The 21,724-nt window shown below is 68.9% G+C and carries 18 protein-coding genes and 2 tRNA genes; 12 read left to right on the top strand and 8 right to left on the bottom strand.

The features are described from left to right. Positions 1-3,671 precede the first annotated feature (3,671 nt). From CTE05_RS17265 to rpmH, 5 genes are read right to left on the bottom strand one after another with little or no spacing between them, the layout of a single operon-like run. The gene (locus CTE05_RS17265; RefSeq protein ID WP_146847543.1) at positions 3,672-4,187 is read right to left on the bottom strand and encodes a Jag family protein; all 516 of its coding nucleotides are present in this window, start codon (positions 4,185-4,187) and stop codon (positions 3,672-3,674) included. Between the two features lie 35 nt (positions 4,188-4,222). Then, a complete protein-coding gene (yidC, locus tag CTE05_RS17260) occupies positions 4,223-5,281 on the bottom strand; it encodes a membrane protein insertase YidC (protein ID WP_146847542.1) in 1,059 nt (352 codons plus the stop codon). A gap of 21 nt (positions 5,282-5,302) precedes the next feature. After that, positions 5,303-5,599 carry a membrane protein insertion efficiency factor YidD gene (yidD, locus tag CTE05_RS17255; RefSeq protein ID WP_146847541.1) on the bottom strand — a complete coding sequence of 99 codons (297 nt, stop codon included), beginning with the start codon at positions 5,597-5,599 and terminating at the stop codon, positions 5,303-5,305. A 7-nt stretch (positions 5,600-5,606) separates the two neighbouring features. After that, positions 5,607-5,972, bottom strand: coding sequence for a ribonuclease P protein component (gene rnpA / locus CTE05_RS17250; protein WP_146847540.1), 366 nt, complete (start codon positions 5,970-5,972; stop codon positions 5,607-5,609). Positions 5,973-5,983: 11 nt separating this feature from the next. Continuing rightward, entirely contained in the window at positions 5,984-6,121 is a 138-nt protein-coding gene (rpmH, locus tag CTE05_RS17245) for a 50S ribosomal protein L34 (RefSeq protein WP_010849920.1), read from the bottom strand. 489 nt (positions 6,122-6,610) lie between these two features. Between rpmH and dnaA the strand changes: the two genes are divergently transcribed. The 7 genes from dnaA (at position 6,611) to gyrA (ending at position 17,598) form a co-directional block, all read left to right on the top strand. Next, positions 6,611-8,155 carry a chromosomal replication initiator protein DnaA gene (gene dnaA / locus CTE05_RS17240; protein ID WP_146847539.1) on the top strand — a complete coding sequence of 515 codons (1,545 nt, stop codon included), beginning with the start codon at positions 6,611-6,613 and terminating at the stop codon, positions 8,153-8,155. A gap of 697 nt (positions 8,156-8,852) precedes the next feature. Beyond that, on the top strand, positions 8,853-9,983 hold the full coding sequence (gene dnaN / locus CTE05_RS17235) for a DNA polymerase III subunit beta (RefSeq protein WP_146847538.1): 1,131 nt from the start codon (positions 8,853-8,855) through the stop codon (positions 9,981-9,983). Between the two features lie 66 nt (positions 9,984-10,049). Further along, complete coding sequence (gene gnd, locus CTE05_RS17230) at positions 10,050-10,979, top strand: phosphogluconate dehydrogenase (NAD(+)-dependent, decarboxylating) (RefSeq protein WP_146847537.1); 930 nt, start codon at positions 10,050-10,052, stop codon at positions 10,977-10,979. Positions 10,980-10,988: 9 nt separating this feature from the next. Continuing rightward, positions 10,989-12,170, top strand: a complete 1,182-nt coding sequence (recF, locus tag CTE05_RS17225) for a DNA replication/repair protein RecF (RefSeq protein WP_146847536.1) — start codon at positions 10,989-10,991, stop codon at positions 12,168-12,170. Continuing rightward, a complete protein-coding gene (locus CTE05_RS17220) occupies positions 12,160-12,720 on the top strand; it encodes a DciA family protein (RefSeq protein ID WP_246123723.1) in 561 nt (186 codons plus the stop codon). The genes recF and CTE05_RS17220 overlap by 11 nt, the downstream gene beginning before the upstream one ends. Before the next feature lie 182 nt (positions 12,721-12,902). Then, a complete protein-coding gene (gene gyrB, locus CTE05_RS17215; RefSeq protein ID WP_146847535.1) occupies positions 12,903-14,942 on the top strand; it encodes a DNA topoisomerase (ATP-hydrolyzing) subunit B in 2,040 nt (679 codons plus the stop codon). A 49-nt stretch (positions 14,943-14,991) separates the two neighbouring features. After that, positions 14,992-17,598 (top strand): DNA gyrase subunit A, encoded by a 2,607-nt coding sequence (gene gyrA, locus CTE05_RS17210; protein ID WP_146847534.1) that lies wholly within the window; start codon positions 14,992-14,994, stop codon positions 17,596-17,598. Positions 17,599-17,662: 64 nt separating this feature from the next. Here gyrA and CTE05_RS20675 read toward each other — a convergent pair whose 3' ends face one another. Further along, positions 17,663-17,884: a hypothetical protein gene (locus CTE05_RS20675; protein ID WP_246123722.1), complete on the bottom strand. Its 222-nt coding sequence runs from the start codon at positions 17,882-17,884 to the stop codon at positions 17,663-17,665. A 175-nt stretch (positions 17,885-18,059) separates the two neighbouring features. On the opposite strand from CTE05_RS20675, the gene CTE05_RS20670 reads away from it, so the two are divergent. The 4 genes from CTE05_RS20670 to CTE05_RS17195 all read left to right on the top strand — a co-directional run bounded on the left by CTE05_RS20670 (position 18,060) and on the right by CTE05_RS17195 (position 18,902). After that, positions 18,060-18,524, top strand: coding sequence for a DUF3566 domain-containing protein (locus CTE05_RS20670; RefSeq protein ID WP_246123721.1), 465 nt, complete (start codon positions 18,060-18,062; stop codon positions 18,522-18,524). Between the two features lie 70 nt (positions 18,525-18,594). Beyond that, positions 18,595-18,668: transfer RNA gene (locus CTE05_RS17200), tRNA-Ile, on the top strand. A gap of 22 nt (positions 18,669-18,690) precedes the next feature. Further along, positions 18,691-18,810 (top strand): DLW-39 family protein, encoded by a 120-nt coding sequence (locus CTE05_RS20480; RefSeq protein ID WP_222595508.1) that lies wholly within the window; start codon positions 18,691-18,693, stop codon positions 18,808-18,810. A gap of 16 nt (positions 18,811-18,826) precedes the next feature. Then, positions 18,827-18,902, top strand: a tRNA-Ala gene (locus tag CTE05_RS17195). Between the two features lie 107 nt (positions 18,903-19,009). Here CTE05_RS17195 and CTE05_RS17190 read toward each other — a convergent pair. Continuing rightward, the gene (locus tag CTE05_RS17190) at positions 19,010-19,954 is read right to left on the bottom strand and encodes an alpha/beta fold hydrolase (RefSeq protein ID WP_146847532.1); all 945 of its coding nucleotides are present in this window, start codon (positions 19,952-19,954) and stop codon (positions 19,010-19,012) included. A 102-nt stretch (positions 19,955-20,056) separates the two neighbouring features. On the opposite strand from CTE05_RS17190, the gene CTE05_RS17185 reads away from it, so the two are divergent. Continuing rightward, positions 20,057-21,055, top strand: a complete 999-nt coding sequence (locus CTE05_RS17185; protein WP_146847531.1) for a helix-turn-helix transcriptional regulator — start codon at positions 20,057-20,059, stop codon at positions 21,053-21,055. Here CTE05_RS17185 and CTE05_RS17180 read toward each other — a convergent pair. Next, the gene (locus CTE05_RS17180) at positions 21,006-21,719 is read right to left on the bottom strand and encodes a DUF4386 domain-containing protein (protein WP_146847530.1); all 714 of its coding nucleotides are present in this window, start codon (positions 21,717-21,719) and stop codon (positions 21,006-21,008) included. The genes CTE05_RS17185 and CTE05_RS17180 overlap by 50 nt on opposite strands. Between the last annotated feature and the right edge of the window lie 5 nt (positions 21,720-21,724).

Genomic DNA, 21,724 nt, shown 5'->3' with positions numbered 1-21,724 from the left:
CTCTGCGCCCCTCGACCCCCACAGCCCGCCGCCCTACGCCCCTTGGCCCCAACAGCCCGCGCTCTACGCCGCCCTACGGCCCTCAGCCCCGGCAGCCCGGCGCTTTTGCGCCCCTTCAGGGCCGCCGCACGCACGCTTTCCGCCTCCTCGGGCCCGATCCCTTGGCACCGCATGCCGGCAGGCTTGCTGCGCGGCAGCCCTGCAGACCGGCACGCCCGACGGCCCCACAGGTCAAAAGGCCTGAACGTCAGAAATCATGCGACGCGCACCTCGCCACCCCTTGCGGCATGAGTGGTGCCGCTCCGAGCCCTGCGGCTGTGCCTGGCCCTCCTGGAAGCGTCATCCGTTCCACGTGAAACATGATGGGCATCTGCACACGCCGGCGGAGTACGGCAGGTCGCCGGCGTCGAAGCCGCACCCAAAGCAGAGCGACGCTCTCTAGCTACCCGTGCCAGTGAGAGGCTCGGTCCAACTGGATACACGCCTACGCCATCACCACTTCGCGAACCCAGGCGGTCGTAGGCGGATCGCGCCTCGAGCGTCCTGGTTTCACGTGAACACAGCACGGTCGTAGGCGGATCGCGCCTCGAGCGTCCTGGTTTCACGTGAAACACAGCTGCGGGAACCTGAGCGCCCACGCTGCACCGCAAGAAGAGCCCTCGTCGTCCGCCATGCCGCCCCATCACCCTCCACGGATGGCGCTTGATTGAACCCGACGCCCGCACGGCGAAGACCTCGCCCGGTTGGGAGCAGGACGGGTGCTCCGAACCGAGCGATCCACGTCCGCCCAGACCGCTTACGTACCTCTGATGTGAGGCTCCGGCCGTCCCGGGTCCGAACCTGTCTCGCCAAGTCTCCGGGGGCCGGGGGTCCGACCACGGACGCCTCGAAGAGCGTGACCAAAGATGCAGTTCCCGCGGGACGACACCCACCCGCTCCGGGTGACACTCACCAAGCGGGGAGCAAGACGCTAGCCCGCGCGACCCTGCGAGCCGCACTCTCGACACCGCGCGACGCCGAGGGGCACGCTGCATCGAGACCGGGGGCCTTGGAACTCACGGGTCCCTGGCGTGGCGCGTCACGGTTGCGGGCGGGGGCCGTCGACCGCAACTCCTGGCAGCTCGCTGATCCGTCGGTGTGAGTAGACGCAAGCGCTCTGACCTCCGGCCACTAGTCTTGGCCAACTCCTCCAGGCCCGAGACCCCACCTCGGCGCACCGGAGCTCGTTCCGCACGCCTCAATCACCCGGGAGCGAGACCACACCTTGAGCTCGTCCCAGCCTCCTGCGAGCTAGAGCGGCAAAAGGCCAAGGGGTGTGCGTGCGCGCCTCGGTCGACCTGCTGCTTTCGATCAGTGCCGTCGCTAGGGATCCTTCGGGCACGCCGCGCAGCAGGCACGGCGGCAGGCGAGGCGGGTCGCCACCACGGACAGAGCCTGGAGACCGGTGTGGGGCCGCCCGCGTCGAAGTGCACGCAGGCGGTCTAGACGAACACCGCCGCGGGGATCCTGGAGCAACGGCAGGCCCAGTGCCTGCCCGATGTTCCACGTGAAACACAGACCACTGCGAGACGTAGCCGCACGATCGAGATCAAGCCCGAACGACTCGGGCCCGACGCCTTCAAATGGAACTGTCGGGACACCCAAGCATTGCGGCTCCGCCAGGCGGATCCGAAGACGCGGCTGGCTGTTCGTCCACCCGAAGCCCTCGGGCACAGTCGGCAAACGACTGGCGTTGATGCGGGCCCGAGCGTCTACCGGCACGGGAAGACCGCATCTCCTGGTCCCCTTCCGAGGCATCTAGGCTCCGGCGAGCTCGACCGCGCAGGAGTGGGAGCGCGGTTGTCGATCCTTAGGTCGGCGTCGCACCGACGGTCGCAGACACGTTCAGCCACTGGCACCCGACCACTCTCGACAACGCCGTGGCAGACATGTCAGCGGCGACGACGCCCTCGGGCGGGCAACCGTACGTGTGACGGACCCGCGTGGATGTCTCGCCCCGCCCCATGCCCGTGATCGCGCTGGCCGCGGAGGAGTGTCCGTCAGTTTCACGTGAAACACGCATCCGTCGTGTGAACAGAGCGAGTAGTGCGGAGTCGATGAAACCGAACCATGCGCCACCTTCTGAGTCGCCGGGTGCACCTGGATGCGGACACCCACCAGCTGCCGACAAAGGCCGGTGTGTCGAGGTCGTCCTCCCGTTCCCCAGACGAGATAGCACCCAGACACGGGCGGGGACTCCTCCCGCAGGGATCCGTTCTCGCCAGCATCCGACGCTCGCCAAGATCCCCCGCCAATCTCGGACACCCAGCGACGAGTTGTGCCTCTGCTTCCCCCGTCACCGAGCAACGAGTTGTGCCCGTCGCTTCTGAAGCAGCTCAGCCCTTGCTTCTAAAGGACCTCAGCCCTGCATCAGTGTCCAGCGCTGAACCCCCGAGCCGGTGGGGTGTGACAACTCCGCCCGGAGTTCGGAGACTGACTGCGGACGCCGCCGCTGCGATGGAAGACCGTTTCACGTGAAACGGTGACAGACGGCCGGAACCCCCGCGCACCACGTACGGGAAGCACGTCATCGGGGACCGACGTCCCAGAGCACTGAACCGGCCACCGCGGTCACGGGCCAACGTCCGAAGGCACCGAAGCGACGCCCACCGACGCGCACCGACATCGAATGCTCTGAATCGACACCGCTCTTCGTGGACCGACTCGAAAGGCGCTGAAACCCACGTCACCCTCCGCGGGCACACATCCACACCAGAGCCAGGCACTCGAACGCCCCGGAAGCGCAAGGGGCTAGCGCCCCTCTCAATGGTCAACCGGGTCGCTTCCCCACCCATCCGGTCGGTCCTCCACCAAGCCAGTTGGCCGGATGTGCCGTTCTGGTCCGGTCTAGCAGCTAAGGCCGGGGGAGCGCCTACGCCGTTTCACGTGAAACGAAGGCGCCGCCTCAACGAGAAGCGAGATGTCGATGGGTACGAGTGAGCAGCTGTCCGACCTCCCCGAGACCGCGGTTTAGGGCGGGGCCCGTCCGAAGAGGACGACGCGCTGGTCTAAGGGCGGCGAGTCCGGCTCGTCCTACGACTGGGGACTCGCCAGGCTGCGCAAGCGCGCTGCGGAGAGAGGGACCGCTCCCCCACCCCTTGGCGCACAGTACGAACAGGCGACACGCAGGGCAGGGGGACGGCTTTCAAGGTCTGCGTAGAACATCGGTGGGCAGCCCTCTCGCTCGGTGACGACCATCCGCCAAGTAAGCCACCACCATCCGAGTCCATTCACAGGAGACCGTCGGATCGCTTGCGTGACATGACGACGCGCGAGCGTGTGAGCGTAGGCAACACCGCCGGTGTCCACGTGAAACAGCGAGAAGGCGGTCGCCGCACCTGAGCTCCACATCGCGAAAGACGCAACTGCGTAGGAATCCAACGTCGGCCGTTGCACAGGGCCAGCCTCGTCATGTGCCCGGACGAGTCCCTGTCGCGGAGTCCGAGAGCGTTGACTGCGTCGAGTCGATCTGGCGCTGGTGCGGGACAGCGAGCCGCCGCTCCTACCTCGGCCGAGAGTTGATCGAAGTCGCGCCACCGCGGACTCCCGCGCGCTGACGTTCCACGTGAAACATCGTCGCGAACACGAGAAAGGGGTGGGCCCGCAGGCCCACCCCTCCGTTCGATCAGAAGCTACGCCGGCCGGATCACCACGTGGCGGTTGGGCTCCACTCCGTCGGAGTCGCTCGACATACCCGCAGCGGCGACCGTGTCGTGCACGACCTTGCGCTCGAACGGGTTCATGGCGTCGAGTGCCACGGCCGCGCCGGACTCCTTCACGCGTGCGATCGCCTCTTCGGCCACGGTCACCAGCTCGGCACGGCGAGCGGACCGGTAGCCGGCGACGTCGAGCATGAGCCGGCTCCGCTCCCCGGTCTTCGCCTGGACGGCGAGGCGGGTCAGCTCCTGGAGAGCGTCGAGAACCTCCCCGTCGTGACCAGCCAGGCGGGAGAGCGACCGGTCGGCAGGGTCCTCGGACACGATCTCCACGGCGGCCCTGCCGTGGTCGATGTCGATGTCGATGTCGCCGTCGAGGTCCGCGATGTCCAGCAGCTCCTCGAGGTAGTCGGCGGCGATCTCGCCTTCCTCCTCCAGACGCTTCGTGCTGGTGGTCTCGACGGGGACGGCGTCGGGCTGGGTCGAAGTCATGGAGTTCTCTCTCCGATCATCGTCGCGCGGGTGCGCTACTTCTTAGGCTTGGTGGGTGCGCCAGGCGTCGGCGTGCTGGGGCCGTCGCTGTCCTTGGGCGGGACGGGCTTGTCCTTGACGTCGTCGACCACGGGGCGAGGCTTGTTGCGGTCCTTGCGCTTGGGCTGCTCTCGCTGACCGCGCGGCTTCTCCTCGATGATGACCGCGGGCGCTGCGGCCTCCTCGATCGTGCCGTGCGACTTGGACTTCCGGGCCTTGCGCTCCTTCATGGCGATCTCGGCCTGGGATCCGGGGGCCGGCATCCGGCGGATCGTGTAGAACTGCTGCCCCATCGACCAGAGGTTCGTGGTGGTCCAGTAGATGAGGACACCGATGGGGAAGTTGACGCCGGAGAACGCGAAGATCAGCGGCAGGACGTAGAGCAGGACCTTCTGCTGCTGCGCCATGGGCCCCTGGAGCGCGGCGGGCGGCATGTTCTTCATCGTGAGCTGACGCTGGGTGAGGAACGTGGTGGCCGACATCGCGATGATCAGCACCACGGTGACGATGCGGATGGCCATCGCGTCGGGACCGGAGCCGGCCTGCATGAACGTGCCGGAGAGCGGGGCACCGAAGATCGTCGCTGCCTCGGCCTGCGCCGCCAGCTCGGGCGACATGGGACCGATGGGCGGGTACTTGCCGGACGCGATGTTCGGGAGCTCGATGAGCACGCGGAACAGCGCGAAGAAGATGGGGGACTGGAGCAGGATCGGCAGGCACGACGCGAACGGGTTGGTGCCGTGCTCGCGGTAGAGCGCCATCGTCTCGCGGCTCATGGCCTCACGGGACGCGGGGTCCGTCTTCCCCTTGTACTTCTTCTGGATGGCCTGCATCTCGGGAGCGAGCAGCTGCATGCCGCGCGATGCCTTGATCTGCCGGAAGAAGAGCGGGATCAGCAGGATCCGGATGACGATGACGAGGCCGACGATCGACAGCGACCAGGCGGCACCGCCTGCGGGGTCGAGACCGACCGCCTCGAAGAGCGAGTGGAACTGGACCATGATCCAGGCCACGACGACCATGATCGGTTTGAGCAGACCGTCGAACCAGTCCATCGGGCAGAACTCCTCGGGGGGTCAGTGTGTGGACGGTGCCACGTCGTGATGGTGGTGGACGGGTCGTGCTGGTGGAACGTCGTCCACGCCACCCAGGTTCCAGGGGTTGCAGCGGAGCACTCGCCAGACGGCGAGCCCCGTCCCACGGATCGCGCCGTGGCGCTGGACCGCGATGACGGCGTACTGCGAGCAGGACGGGTAGAACTTGCAGGTCGGGGGTGTCATCGGCGAGATGAACCGCTGGTACCCCTTGAGCAGGAGCAGCAGCAGCCGACCGGGAGCCCGCACGATCCCGCGGGCGATGGACCGAAGAGTCATGGGATGACTAGGCCTCGGTCCGACGTCGAGCACGACGGGTGGCTGTCTCCAGTGCGGCGTCGAGATCGTCGCCCAGCAGACGGAACGGGCGTGATGCCGCCGGCGGGAGTGCCCGGACCACGATGCCGGCGTCGGCGGGCATCGCTGCCAGCCGGGCGCGGACGAGCTCGCGCAGCCGCCGCTTGACCAGGTTGCGTGTCACCGCGGTACCCACCGCCTTGGACACGACAAGACCGACCACAGGCCCGGAGGGCGAATGGTCGGTCCTGGTCGTCAGATGCACCACGAGGGTGTCCCGTCCGCCGCGCGCGCCTCGGCGCACCGCCTGCTCGAAGTCGGCAGCGCGGCGCATGCGGTGCGCAGCGGACAGCACCGACGGTGGTGTCAGGCCGAGAGCTCCGCGCGGCCCTTGCGGCGACGTGCCGCCAGGATCGCGCGGCCGGCGCGGGTACGCATACGCAGGCGGAAGCCGTGGGTCTTGGCCCGGCGCCGGTTGTTCGGCTGGAAGGTGCGCTTGCTCACGAGAGTCTCCAAGTACATCGAGTGGGTCTCGCATGTGCCGCGCGACCAGGTTCAGGCTGCCGAGATCGAACTGCTCCCAGGACACACATCGTGTGCGTGCGGCGTCAGGGCGCGCCAGCAGGGGCCATCGAGAAGGCTGCAATACCGTACTTCCCGCCGCAGTGGCCGGTCAAATGCGCGCGACGCGCCGGAGGGATCGTCCCACAGGGGTACGGACGTCACCCCACCGAGCACTCCCCGCGCCCGCCCCGGGCCACTACCATCGGTCATCGTCGCCGGGGGGCGCAGCCTGTGGATCACATCGTGGTGGATGGCCGACAGGTGCGACGACCACCACCCGCAGGACGGCGCCCGACGAGCCGATCTCATCGTGTCTGAACGCCCATGACACCAGCGAGACCAACTGCTCACAGGTGTGGACAACTGTGTGGACAACGCGCGGTCGTGCGAGACTCGACCACCCACGCGATCGAACAGCTGAGGTAGCACGTGTCACAGGACGAAGAGCTTTCCCGGGTCTGGGGTCACGTGGTGTCGACCCTCGAGTCGAGTCCGGACATCACCCCGCGCCAGATCGCCTTCGTCCGCCTGGCCCGGCCTCTCGGTCTCCTCGACGGCACCCTGCTCCTGGCAGTCGGCAACGACCTGACCAAGGACTACCTCGAGTCGCGGGTGCGGGGTGAGGTGACCGCTGCTCTGAGCACGGCCCTGGACCGGGAGGCGCGGTTCGCGATCACGGTCGACCCTGAGCTGGCCGAGGACGCACCGCCGGCCCTCCGCGTGGTCGGTTCGGGTGCGGACCAGCGCCACGAGCCCTACAGCCAGTCGCGTGACGAGCGCGAGGCCGACGAGGCCGACGCGCGCCGCGAGGCACGGCCGGACCTGTCGCTGGTGCCCGACGACGGGCAGGACGACCGCGACGACCAGGTGCGTGAGCGCCGGTACGGCGGCCGGAACGACGACCGTCCGCCCCCGGCGAACCGGCGGATGCCGGCGGAGCCCGCACGACTGAACCCGAAGTACCTCTTCGAGACGTTCGTCATCGGCAGCTCGAACCGGTTCGCGCACGCTGCCGCGGTCGCGGTCGCGGAGGCACCCGCCAAGGCGTACAACCCGCTGTTCATCTACGGCGACTCGGGTCTGGGCAAGACGCACCTGCTGCACGCGATCGGGCACTACGCGCAGAACCTCTATCCGAGCGTGCGGGTGCGGTACGTGAACTCCGAGGAGTTCACCAACGACTTCATCAACTCGATCAGCGAGGGCAAGGCGGGCGCGTTCCAGCGGCGCTACCGCGAGGTCGACGTGCTCCTCATCGACGACATCCAGTTCCTGCAGGGCAAGGAACAGACGATGGAGGAGTTCTTCCACACGTTCAACACGCTGCACAACGCGAACAAGCAGGTGGTGATCACCTCCGACCTGCCGCCCAAGCAGCTGAACGGCTTCGAGGACCGGATGCGGTCGCGCTTCGAGTGGGGCCTGATCACCGACGTCCAGCCGCCCGACCTCGAGACGCGCATCGCGATCCTGCGCAAGAAGGCCGGCAGCGAACGGCTCCAGGCCCCGCCGGACGTCCTCGAGTACATCGCGAGCAAGATCTCGACCAACATCCGCGAGCTCGAGGGTGCCCTGATCCGGGTCACGGCGTTCGCGAACCTCAACCGCCAGCAGGTCGACCTGTCGCTCGCCGAGATCGTCCTCAAGGACCTGATCACCGACGACCAGACGACGGAGATCACCGCGACGCAGGTGATCGGCCAGACGGCCGCGTACTTCGGGCTCAGCATCGACGACCTGTGCGGTTCGAGCCGCTCGCGCGTGCTGGTCACTGCTCGTCAGATCGCCATGTACCTGTGCCGTGAGCTGACGGACCTCTCGCTGCCGAAGATCGGGCAGGCGTTCGGCGGCCGTGACCACACCACGGTCATGCACGCGAACCGCAAGATCCGTGAGCTGATGGCTGAGCGGCGGTCGATCTACAACCAGGTCACCGAGCTCACGAACCGCATCAAGCAGCAGAACAGAGGCTGATTAGGGCGGAGTTATCCACAGCTGTCCACAGGAACCTGGGGACACTTGTGACACGGTTCACCCATTCGGCGCACTCGCTCTCCGTTCACATCTCCGCAGCGCTCTGACCTGCAGAAACACGACGAACCGGACATCACCGGACCAATCTTCCGGTTCACAAACAGGCATAGCGGGCTTCTAGGCATGAGACAACTCTCACCGTCGAATCGATACGAGCCCCTTGACTCGAACCTTCACCCTCCGGATGAGACATGCATGGGACGAATCTCCACACCTGTGCACTCACCTGTGGACGACGGTGGACGACACGCAGTGCGGGTGTGGACGGCATGCCCCCGACCGGTGGACGCAGCCGAGGCCTTCTCGCGTCGTCCACGGTCGTCCACCGCACGTCCGAATCGACCCACACCCGGGGTGCACAGCCTGATCGTGCCCTGACCTGCACGGACATCGACCATCCACACAGTGCACAGGACCGATGACGACGATGACACTTCTCTAGGTAGGGGATCCACACACCGCCAGAGGGACCTCGGGCGACCGGCGCACCACCTCGAACGACACGGCTGTCGTCGTCATCCCCATGCCCGTACCGAGCGTCCGACGTCTCGCGTAGTGTTCGCCTGACGCCTGTGCCTGGACCCCGCACGAACCCGTGACGGCATGCCGGCCAGGCCAGCTCGACGAGAGGTGAGGTATGAGGTTCCGGGTCGACCGTGACGTTCTCGCGGACGCCGTCACGTGGACGGCGCGCAGCCTGCCCACTCGGCCGCCGGTCCCTGTCCTGGCAGGTGTCCGCCTCGAGGCCGACACCACGGGCACGGTCCAGCTCTCGAGCTTCGACTACGAGGTCTCCGCGCGGTCGCAGATCCCCGCCGACGTGAGCGAGGCCGGCACGGTCCTGGTCTCGGGCCGTCTGCTCGCGGAGATCTCCCGTGCGCTGCCGGACAAGCCGGTGGACGTCGTGCTCGACGGCACCAAGGTCGTGGTGACGTGCGGTGCCAGCCGCTTCACGCTCCTGACGATGCCGGTCGAGGACTACCCGAACCTGCCGGTCATGCCGCCGACCACCGGGACCGTCGACGGTGACGAGCTCACGCACGCGGTTGCCCAGGTGTCCGTCGCGGCCAGCCGGGACGACACGTTGCCGCTGCTCACGGGCGTACGGGTCGAGATCGAGGGCGAGAAGGTGACGCTCCTGGCCACCGACCGGTACCGGCTCGCGCTGCGTGAGCTCACCTGGAAGCCGTCGTCGCCGGACATCTCGACCGTCGCCCTCGTCCGGGCCCGGACGCTGTCGGACGCCGCCAAGTCGCTCGGCAGCGCGGGCTCGGTCACGGTCGCCCTGTCCACCGGCTCCGGCGTGGACATGATCGGGTTCGAGGCCGCCGGCCGGCAGACCACCAGCCTCCTGGTCGACGGGGACTACCCGGCCGTCCGCCGGCTGTTCCCCGACGAGACGCCCATCCACGCCATCGTCAGCACGCACGCCCTCGCCGACGCCGCCAAGCGCGTGAGCCTCGTCGCGGAACGCAACACCCCGATCCGGCTGTCGTTCAGCGAGGGCCAGGTCGTGCTCGACGCGGGCCAGGGCGACGACGCGCAGGCGTCCGAGGCGCTCGAGGCGACGCTCGTCGGCGACGACATCTCCGTGGCGTTCAACCCGCAGTTCCTCCTGGACGGTCTCGGCGCGCTGAGCACCACGTTCGTGCGGTTGTCGTTCACGCACCCGAACAAGCCGGTGGAGTTCACCGGCCAGGAGTCGCTCGAGGGCGAGGACAACCCGGAGTACCGGTACCTGCTGGTCCCCATCCGCTTCGCCAGCTGACCGGCGCACCGCCGCCTCGTGCGGCACAGTGGGACGCGCGAGCGCGGATCCGAGAGAGGCACAGTCATGCACATCGGTCTGGTGGGTCTGGGCAAGATGGGTGCGAACATGCGCACCCGCATCCGTGCCGCGGGCATCGAGGTCACGGGGTACGACCGCAACCCGGACGTGACCGACGTCCCGTCGCTCGAGGCGCTGGTCGAGGCGCTGCCCGCCGGTGAGCGGGTCGTCTGGGTGATGGTGCCTTCCGGGGTCATCACCGACGGGGTCGTCACGGAGCTGGCCGGCCTGCTGACCAGGGGTGACATCCTGATCGACGGTGGGAACTCGTACTACCAGGACGACCAGAAGCACGCCGACGTCCTGGCGCAGACCGGTGTCGACTTCCTGGACGCCGGGGTGTCCGGTGGTGTCTGGGGCCTCGAGAACGGGTACGGCCTGATGGTCGGCGGGGACGCGGCCGTCGTCGCGAAGGTCATGCCGGTGTTCGACGCCCTGCGTCCCGAGGGCCCGCGCGAGGAGGGCTTCGTGCACGCCGGGACGGTCGGCGCGGGCCACTTCGCGAAGATGGTGCACAACGGCATCGAGTACGGGCTGATGCAGTCCTACGCCGAGGGCTACGAGCTCCTGGCTGCGAAGGACCTGGTCACGGACGTGCACGGCACGATGCGCGCGTGGCAGCGAGGTACGGTCGTGCGGTCCTGGCTGCTGGAGCTGCTGGTGAAGGCGCTGGGCCAGGACCCGGGCCTGGGCGAGATCGACGACTGGGTCGAGGACTCCGGCGAGGGTCGGTGGACCGTCGACGAGGCGATCGACCTGGCCGTGCCGGCACCGGTGATCTCGGCGGCCCTGTTCGCGCGGTTCCAGTCCCGCCAGGAGGAGTCCCCGGCGATGAAGGCCGTCGCGGCGCTGCGTCAGCAGTTCGGCGGGCACGCGGTCAAGCCGGCGGGCACCACGGGTCCGGTCACCGGTACACCGCCGTCACAGTCGCTGTAGCCGGAACAGATGTACGTCGCCCACCTCTCCCTGACGGACTTCCGCTCGTACGCGCAGGTCGAGCTCCCGCTGGAGCCGGGGATCACCGCGCTCGTCGGTCCCAACGGGCAGGGCAAGACGAACCTGGTCGAGGCGATGGGCTACGTCGCGACGCTCGGGAGCCACCGGGTGCCGACGGATGCCGCGCTGGTGCGTGCCGGGACGACCAGGGCGGTGGTCCGCGCGAAGGTCGTGCGCGAGCTGGAGCCGGGAAGGCCGCGGTCGACGCTGGTCGAGATCGAGGTCACGCCCGGCAAGGCGAACCGCGCCCGGGTCAACGGCGGTTCACCGACGAGGGCGCGCGACGTGCTGGGCATCCTGCGCACGGTGCTGTTCGCGCCGGAGGACCTGTCGCTGGTCAAGGGTGACCCCGACGGCCGACGACGGTTCCTCGACGACCTCCTGGTGCAGCTGACGCCGCGCGTCGCCGGGACGGTGGCCGACTACGACCGGGTCCTGCGGCAGCGGTCGGCGCTGCTGAAGTCGGCGGCCGTCGCGCGTCGGGGGGCGGGTGCGGACCTGCGCACGCTGGACGTCTGGGACGCCAAGCTCGCGCAGACGGGCGCGCAGATCATCGTCGCGCGGCGGAGCCTGGTCCGGGCGCTCGCGCCGCACGTCGAGAAGGCGTATGCGCAGGTCAGCGCCGGACAGGGCGACGCGATCGTGACCTACAAGGCGTCGCTGGACGCGGTGCTGGAGATCGAGGACGACACGGCCGGCGTCGAGCTGGTCGAGGCGCAGCTGCTCGAGGCGATGGGCCGTCTGCGGAGCAAGGAGATCGAGCGCGGCGTGAGTCTCGTCGGCCCGCATCGCGACGACCTCGTTCTCTCCCTCGGCGGGCTGCCGGCCAAGGGGTACGCGAGCCACGGGGAGTCGTGGTCGTTCGCGCTCGCGCTGCGGCTCGCGTCGTACGAGCTGCTGACGCGCGGCGACGAGGGCGTCGGGGGCGACTGGGGACCGGACGGCGAGCCGGTGCTCATCCTCGACGACGTGTTCGCCGAGCTCGACGCGCGACGCCGGGACCGGCTGGCGGAGCTCGTCGCGCATGCCCGGCAGGTCCTGATCACGGCGGCGGTCGCCGACGACGTCCCGGCTCCGCTGGCCGGTGCGCGGGTGGACGTCATGGGGGGCGAGGTGGCTCGTGTCCTCTGAGGAGCTCTTCCCGCAGCCCCGCGCGGTGGACACCCCGCTGCGCGAGCTCGTGGAGCTGACCCCGCCGCGACAGGTGGCGCTCGGCGCGCTGGGACGCGCGAAGGCTGCGGCTGCGCAGCGCGGCTACCGTCCGGGAGACCCCGCGCGTCGTCGGCCGCTGGTCCCCGTGCAGGTGGGGACGGCCGGACCCGGTGCCCGCGACCCGCAGCTCATCGGCTCGACCGTCAGCGGCCTGCTCGACCAGCTGGGCGGGCCGTCGGACCAGGTCGCGGGCGTGCTCAAGCACCGGTGGTCGGAGCTGCTCGGCCCGCAGGTGGCCGAGCACTGCGAGTACGTGTCGTTCGAGGGCGGGGCGCTCACGCTGCGCGCGCACTCGACGTCATGGGCGACCCAGCTGCGGTTCCTGGCGCCCGCGATGCTCGGGCGGCTCGCGGCCGATCTCGGCGACGGGATCGTCCTGGAGATCACGGTGCTGAACCCGGGTGGGCCCCGGTTCAAGACGGGTCCGAAGCGGGTCCAGGGGCGCGGGGAGCGCGACACGTTCCGCTGATCGAGGACGAAGCTGTGCAGAACACGGTTCTGGGCCGTCCACCAGGTAGACTACAGAGGTCATTCCTGGCGCATCTGTGCCGCCTTCCAGACCAGAACTCCAGCGTCATGGAGTGATCCGATCCGGCGAACCTCGATCGGCGCCCTCCGTCGCGTGTGAGAGCTTGAGGAGCACCACCGCCCGTGGCCGAGCAGAGCACCCCCTCCACCAGCACGACGAAGAGCGGCAACGGCGGGTACGACGCCAGCGCGATCACGGTGCTCGAAGGCCTCGAGGCAGTCCGCAAGCGGCCGGGCATGTACATCGGCTCGACCGGCGAGCGCGGCCTGCACCACCTGGTCTCCGAGGTCGTCGACAACTCCGTGGACGAGGCCCTCGCCGGCTACTGCGACCGCGTCGAGGTCACGCTGCTGGCGGACGGCGGCGTGCGCGTCGTCGACAACGGGCGCGGCATCCCCGTCGCCATCCACCCGACCGAGGGCCGGCCGACCGTCGAGGTCGTCATGACGATCCTGCACGCGGGCGGCAAGTTCGGCGGCGCGGGCTACGCGGTGTCCGGTGGTCTGCACGGCGTCGGCATCTCCGTCGTGAACGCGCTCTCCACGCGCGTGGAGACGGTGGTCAAGCGCGACGGCTTCACGTGGCAGCAGAACTTCTCCGACGGCGGCAAGCCGCTGGGCGAGCTGCAGAAGGGCGAGCCGACCGACGAGACGGGCACGTCGCAGACGTTCTGGGCCGACCCCTCCATCTTCGAGACCACGGAGTACGACTTCGAGACGCTGCGTGCGCGGTTCCAGCAGTACGCGTTCCTCAACAAGGGCCTCGAGATCTCGCTGACCGACGAGCGCCCCGAGCACCTGGGCACCGGTGACGAGGTCGCGGGCGAGGGCGACGAGGCCGACGCCAGCACGCCGGCGTTCCGGAACGTCACGTACAAGTACGACGACGGGCTCGTCGACTACGTCAAGCACCTGAACAGCGCCAAGAAGGTGGAGGTCGTCCACCCGGAGATCATCGACTTCGAGTCCGAGGACACCGAGCGCCGGATCGCCGTCGAGATCGCCATGCAGTGGACCAACGCGTACTCCGAGTCGGTGCACACGTACGCGAACACGATCTCGACCACCGAGGGCGGCACGCACGAAGAGGGCTTCCGCGCCGCGATGACGTCCCTGATCAACCGCTACGCGCGGGACAAGGGCATCCTGAAGGAGAAGGACGAGAACCTCACGGGCGACGACATCCGTGAGGGCCTGACCGCGGTGATCTCGATCAAGCTCGGCGAGCCGCAGTTCGAGGGCCAGACCAAGACGAAGCTCGGCAACACCGAGGCCAAGACGTTCGTGCAGCGGGTCGTCAACGAGCAGCTGGGTGACTGGCTGGACTCGCACCCGAACGAGGCCCGGGACGTCATCCGCAAGTCGATCCAGGCCGCTGCCGCGCGCATGGCGGCACGCAAGGCCCGCGAGGCGACGCGGCGCAAGGGTCTGCTCGAGTCGGGCGGCATGCCGGGCAAGCTCCGGGACTGCCAGTCGAGCCGCGCCGAGGAGTGCGAGGTCTTCATCGTCGAGGGCGACTCGGCCGGTGGTTCCGCGGTCCGCGGGCGCAACCCGCGCACGCAGGCGATCCTGCCGATCCGCGGGAAGATCCTCAACGTCGAGCGGGCCCGCCTGGACCGTGCGCTGGGCAACCAGGAGGTCCAGGCGCTGATCACGGCGTTCGGCACCGGCATCGGCGAGGACTTCGACCTCGAGAAGCTCAGGTACCACAAGATCGTGATCATGGCCGACGCCGACGTCGACGGTCAGCACATCCGGACGTTGCTCCTGACTCTCCTCTTCAGGTACATGCCGAACCTGATCACGCACGGTCACGTGTACATCGCCCAGCCGCCGCTGTACCGGGTCAAGTGGGCCAACGCGGACCACGACTACGTGTACACCGACCGGGAGCGCGACGCCGTCGTCGCCGACGGCCAGGCCAACGGCAAGCGACTGCCGAAGGACAACGCGATCCAGCGGTACAAGGGTCTGGGCGAGATGGACTACCAGGAGCTGTGGGAGACGACCATGTCGCCCGAGCACCGCACGCTCCTGCAGGTCACCCTCGACGAGGCCGCGGCGGCCGACGAGATCTTCTCGATCCTCATGGGCGAGGACGTCGAGTCCCGCCGCTCGTTCATCCAGCGCAACGCGAAGGACGTGCGCTTCCTCGACATCTGATCGAGCGCGCACGGGCCGAGCAAGCAAGCACCGAACGTAAGGAAGCACGTTGAGCGAGACCACCGGCAACGAGATCGAGCACGGCCGCATCGACCAGGTCGACCTGCAGCTGGAGATGCAGCGGTCGTACCTCGACTACGCCATGTCCGTCATCGTCGGCCGCGCCCTGCCGGACGTCCGCGACGGTCTCAAGCCCGTGCACCGCCGGGTGCTCTACGCGATGTACGACGGCGGCTACCGCCCGGACCGGCAGTTCTCGAAGTGCTCGCGCGTCGTCGGCGACGTCATGGGCAAGTACCACCCGCACGGTGACACGGCGATCTACGACGCCCTGGTCCGCCTGGTCCAGGACTGGTCGCTGCGGTACCCGCTGGTGTCCGGGCAGGGGAACTTCGGCTCGCCGGGCGACGACCCGGCGGCCGCCCCGCGGTACACCGAGTGCAAGATGGCCCCGCTGTCCATGGAGATGGTCCGCGACATCGACAAGGACACCGTCGACTTCCAGGACAACTACGACGGCCGCACGCAGGAGCCGACGGTCCTGCCGTCGCGATTCCCTAACCTGCTGGTCAACGGCTCGGCCGGCATCGCGGTCGGCATGGCGACCAACATCCCGCCGCACAACCTGCGCGAGGTCGCCGAGGGTGTCCAGTGGCACCTGGACCACCCCGAGGCGTCGCGCGAGGAGCTGCTCGCGGCGCTCCTGCTGCGCATCAAGGGCCCGGACTTCCCGACGGGCGCCACGATCCTGGGCCACAAGGGCATCGAGGAGGCGTACCGCACCGGTCGCGGCTCGATCACGATGCGCGCGATCGTCGAGGTCGAGGAGATCCAGGGCCGCATCTGCCTCGTCGTCACCGAGCTCCCCTACCAGGTGAACCCGGACACCCTGGCGAAGAAGATCGCGGACCTGGTCCGCGAGAACAAGGTCACGGGGATCGCGGACATCCGCGACGAGACGTCCGGCCGCGCCGGCCAGCGCCTGGTCATCGTGCTCAAGCGCGACGCCGTCGCGAAGGTCGTGCTGAACAACCTCTACAAGCACACGCAGCTGCAGGACACGTTCGGCGCGAACATGCTCGCGCTCGTCGACGACGTCCCCCGCACGCTGAGCATCGACGCGTTCGTGCGCCACTGGGTCACCCACCAGCTCGAGGTCGTCGTCCGTCGCACCGCGTTCAAGCTGCGCGAGGCCGAGGCGGACATCCACATCTACCGCGGGTACCTCAAGGCGCTCGACGCGCTCGACGAGGTCATCGCGCTCATCCGCCGCTCGCCCGACGCCGACGAGGCGCGCGCCGGCCTGATGGCCCTGCTCGACATCGACGAGCTGCAGGCGAACGCCATCCTCAACCTGCAGCTGCGCCGGCTGGCCGCGCTGCAGCGCCAGGAGATCCTCGAGCGCTACGCCAAGCTCGAGGCGGAGATCCTGGAGTACCAGGCGATCCTCGCCTCCGAGCAGCGGCAGCGCGACATCGTCTCCGAGGAGCTCGGCGAGATCGTCGCGAAGTACGGCGACGAGCGCCGCACCACGATCCTCCCGTTCGACGGCGAGGTGAGCGTCGAGGACCTCATCGCCGAGGAGGAGATGGTCGTCACGATCACCCGCGGCGGCTACGCCAAGCGGACCCGGTCGGACAACTACCGGGCGCAGCGTCGCGGCGGCAAGGGTGTGCGCGGCGCGCAGCTGCGCGAGGACGACCTGGTCGACCACTTCTTCGTCACGACGACCCACCACTGGCTGCTCTTCTTCACCAACCTGGGTCGCGTCTACCGGGCCAAGGCGTACGAGCTGCCCGAGGGCGGTCGCGACGCGAAGGGACAGCACGTCGCCAACCTGCTCGCGTTCCAGCCGGGCGAGAAGATCGCCCAGGTGCTCGACATCCGGGACTACACCAAGGCCGAGTACCTGGTGCTGGCCACGCAGCGCGGGCTGGTGAAGAAGACGCGGCTGAGCGACTACGACTCGAACCGGTCCGGTGGCGTCATCGCGATCAACCTGCGCGAGGACGAGGACGGGCTGCCGGACGAGCTGGTCTCGGCACGCCTCGTCGACTCCGACCAGGACCTCATCCTGGTGTCCCGCAAGGGTCAGTCGGTGCGGTTCACCGCGTCGGACGAGTCGCTGCGCCCGATGGGCCGGGCCACGTCGGGAGTCACGGGCATGAAGTTCCGGGCCGACGACGAGCTGCTGGCGATGGACGTCGTGCGCGAGGACGCCTACCTGTTCACCGTCACGCAGGGCGGCATCGCGAAGCGGACCGCCCTGACCGTGGAGAACTACCGCCAGCAGGGCCGCGGCGGCCTGGGCATCAAGGTCGCGAACCTGCCGGAGGCCAACGGCGACCTGGTCGGCGCGCTCGTCGTGGACCCTGACGACGAGGTCCTCGTCATCATGGAGCGCGGAAAGATCGTGCGTTCGGCCACGGCGGAGGTCAACGCGACGGGCCGCACGACGCAGGGTGTCATCTTCGCCAAGCCGGACAGCGGTGACCGGATCATCGCGGTCGCGCGCAACACCGAGCGACACCTGGCCGACGAGCCGGGTACCGTGAGCGCTGAGAATGGCCAGGTTCCGGACGTCACGGACGCTCCCGTCGACACCGAGGTGTCCGAGACCGAAGCTGTGACAGACCCGTCAGCGGAGGACGCATGACCGATTCCACGCCCCCCTCGATCCCGCCGCGCAAGCGTCCGACGACCCCGACGACCGCCGGCCGTCAGACGACGTCCGCGCCGCGCACGGGATCCGGACCGACGTGGAGCGACAGCGAGGACGCCGCGACGCACGTGCCCAACCTGAACGGCTCGAACGGCTCGACCGCGTTCACCGTGCCCGCGAGCGTGATGCCCCCGACGGCGACCCCGACGCGCACGTCCACGTCAGCGGCCAGGACGGCAGCGCCGATCCGTCCGGAACAGTCCGAAACCAGGACAGCCACCGCGACATCTCCACAGGATCGTGACACGTCCGTCTCCGCCTCTGGCGACGAGCACGACCCTCCGTCCCCGATGATGGTTGCGGTGGACACCGCCACCGTCTGGCTCAAGCGAGCCGGAGTCGCCACGTCTGCCGCGATCGCCGCGGCCACCCGACCCCGTCCCAAGGAGCCGTCCATGACCACCACTCCGGCGGCCCCTCGGACAGCCACCTCGTCCGACAACCTCACGGGCGCTCGGCCGACCACGGGACGCATCCCGACGATCGGGTCGCACGGTGCACCGCGCCGTGTCCGGCTGGCGATCTCACGTGTCGACCCGTGGTCCGTGATGAAACTGTCGTTCCTGCTGTCCGTCGCGATCGGCGTGATGATCGTCGTCGCAGCAGCCGTCGTCTGGTTCACGCTCAACGGGCTCCAGGTGTTCACCAAGGCCGACGACCTGGTCACGCAGATCACCGGGACCGAGAGCGGGATCGACATCCTGCAGTACGTCGAGTTCCAGCGGATCATCTCCGGCGCGACGCTCGTCGCGGTCATCGACGTCTTCCTCCTGACGGCTCTCGCGACCATCGGCGCCTTCCTCTACAACATCGTCGCGGCGCTCGTCGGCGGGGTGCACGTGACCATGACGGACGAGTGATCGACGGTTTGGGCAGCGCCCCCGCCCTGGGGTAGTCTCATCCGGCGCCAGTACGGCGCGCGTAGTGCACGGGCCTATAGCTCAGACGGTTAGAGCGCTTCCCTGATAAGGAAGAGGTCACAGGTTCAAGTCCTGTTAGGCCCACTCCCGACCCGTGGGGGAACCGATGAAGAAGCTCCTGCTCCTGGCGGCTGTTGCCGCCATCGGATTCGTCGTGTGGCAGAAGTACGCGCAGGATCGCGACGAGCGAGACCTGTGGGCAGAGGTCACCGACACCTTCGAGTAACGGGTCGGTCCCTGACGGGGCCATGGCGCAATTGGTAGCGCACCTGCTTTGCAAGCAGGGGGTTAGGGGTTCGAGTCCCCTTGGCTCCACCAGAGCCGCCGCGCGCGGTTCGTCGTCGCGGATGCCCTCGCCCGGGTCGGGCGAGGGCATCGTCGTGTGGGCCGCCGTGGTGCCGGGAGATCTCAGGGACTCCCAGGAGTCAGGTGGCGTCCTGCTGTCCGAGCCAGGTCAGGATCGCTCGGTTGACCTCGTCCGGCTTCTCCTCCTGGATCCAGTGACCGCAGTCCAGGGTGACCACGTCGACGTTCGGCACGAACTCCCTCAGGTTCTCCGACGCCCTCACCGGGTCCCGGTCGCCGTAGATCATGAGGGTGGGCTGGTGGATGACGGGGTCGGCGTCTGCGAGCTGGTGCCAGTTGCGGTCCAGGTTCCGGTACCAGTTGACGCTGCCCGTGAAGCCCGAGGACTCGAACGCGGAGACGAACACGGCCAGGTCGTCGTCACTCAGGACGGGCTCCCCGCGCGGAGCCTCCGCCTGGGCGAGGTTGATCATGACCATGCCCGGCTGCGGGTCCGCGGGGGGCTCATTCTTCCGGTACAGGTTGCGCAGGAACTGGTGGGTGTTCTCCTCGAACACGGCATCGGCGACGCCGGGCTGCTGCGTGAAGTGGACGAAGTAGTGGTCGCCGCCGAACACGGCCTCCATCAGCTGGAGCCAGGGCATCTCTCCGCGCTCCATGTAGGGCAGGCTCAGGTTGATCACCTTGTTCACGCGGTCCGGGTGCAACAAGGTCAGGCCCCAGACGACCATGGCACCCCAGTCGTGCCCGACGAACGTGGCATCCGCGTACCCGTAGTGGTCGAGGAGTGCGACGAGGTCACCCGTCAGGTGCTCGATGTCGTAGTCCGTCACGTCGTCCGGACGGGACGACTCCCCGTAACCCCGTTGGTTCGGGGCGATGACGTGATACCCCGCGGCCGCGAGGGCGGACATCTGTCGGCGCCACGTGAAGGCGTGCTCGGGCCATCCGTGACAGAGCACGACGGGATTCCCGACATTGTCCTGGCCTGCCTCGAACACTTCGAGCTTCACCCCGTTGACGGCGATGACGGTGGGCTCGGGGAAGTCGGTGGCACCGGACATGGTGTTTCTCGCTCTCTCGTCGGGGTCAGGCGATCTCGGTTGCCCGCACGGTAGGCGGCACTGCGGACAGATTCGGTCCTGAACAGGTGCCAGACTCCGGAGATGCGGAAGGACCCCACCGGCCGGGCGCTGCAGCTGCTCTCGCTCCTGCAGACCCACCGGTCGTGGCGCGGCGACGAGCTCGCCCGACGCCTCGAGGTCACGGAGCGCACGGTGCGCCGCGACGTCGACCGGCTGCGCGAGCTCGGGTATCCGGTCGATGCCACGCCAGGCAGGTACGGCGGCTACCGACTCGCGGCGGGGGCGCACGTGCCGCCTCTTGTCCTCGACGACGACGAGGCGGTCGCGGTGGCCGTCGGGCTGCGATACGCCGCAGAGGCCGCGATCGACGGGATGGACGAGGCGTCGCTGCGCGCCCTGACGAAGCTCGAACAGCTCCTGCCGCACCGGCTGCGCCGGCGGGTCTCCGCGCTGCACTCCAGCGTCACGTCGATGCCGTGGACGGCCGACGACGACGTCGTCGACCCTGAGGCGCTCAGTGTTCTCGCCGCGGCGTGCCGAGACCGTGAGGACGTGAGCTTCGACTACCGACCCCGCGACGGCACGGCCGGCCGGCGGCTCGTGCAGCCGCACCAGCTCGTCACCGCCGGCCGCCGCTGGTATCTCGTGGCCTGGGACCAGGGTCGAGGCGACTGGCGCACGTTCCGGCTGGACCGTCTCCGCGAGCCGCGGGGCCGGGGCAGCTTCTTCGCGGCGCGCGAGATCCCGGGTGGCGATGCGGCGAGCTTCGTCGCCGGCTCGATCGGGTCGATACCCCGTCCCCACGAGGCGAGGCTCGCCGTCGACGCCGCGTTCGCCGACCTGGAGGGGGTGCTCCGCTGGGTCGACCACTCACCGATCGAGCTGGGCCCGGACTCGTGCGTCGTCCAGGTCCGCAGCGAGGATCTCGGCCGGCTCGCCATGACCGTCGCCCGCCTCGCGCTCAGCGCGCGGGTTGCCGTCGAGGAGCCGGCCGATCTCGCCGAGACCGTCGGGCGGCTCGCCACCCATCTCACGGTGTCTGCGGCGAACCCTGACGGTGGTCCGCGCGTGGGAACGTGACGCCGACCGGTGCTTCCCGACGCACCCCTCGGACCAGCAGGTACACGATCAGAGTGAGCTCGGCGACGGTGGTGACCGTCGCGACCACCGCGGGCAGGAGGTCGGCGTCGGGAAGCCCGAACAGGATCACCGGGTCGAGCACCCAGGCGACGGAGCCCGCGATCAGGAGCACCCCGAGCCACGTCGGGAACAGCGTCGTGCGGACCGCCGCCCACCCCATCGGGAGGAGCCAGAGGCCGAAGAACACGCCGCCGAGCGCGTAGCCGTACGCGTGCAGGTCGAGCAGCAGCAGGGTGGTCGCCGCGTCGAAGGCGGGGTCGGTGGCGGTCAGGAGGGCGCCCACCTGGAACGTCAGGTTCACCAGGATCGAGCTGGCACCGACCGCGACGAACACCAGCAGGGCGGTGCCCGCTCGGCGGTGCACGCCGTCGAGGAGCCGGAAGAGCGTGAGGCCGAGGAGGACGAAGACGACGGCCATGAGGATGTCGGCCACGAGGCTGAGCCGGAACAGGGTCTCGTGCTCGACGATCCCCGTGGCGGTGGCGTCCGCGTCGCCCGGGACGTAGAGCGACCCGCGCGCGGCGAGCTGGGCCCAGGAGCCCAGCAGGGCGAGGAGGAGGTAGAGGGCGCCCGCGGTGCGCGCGAGCGTGAGCGGTCTGGTCATGGGAG

Source organism: Cellulomonas terrae (assembly GCF_007990265.1).
In the GTDB taxonomy this organism is placed as follows: domain Bacteria; phylum Actinomycetota; class Actinomycetes; order Actinomycetales; family Cellulomonadaceae; genus Cellulomonas; species Cellulomonas terrae.
Note: the sequence above shows the minus strand (reverse complement) of the source record. Positions and strands in the feature narration are given on the sequence as shown.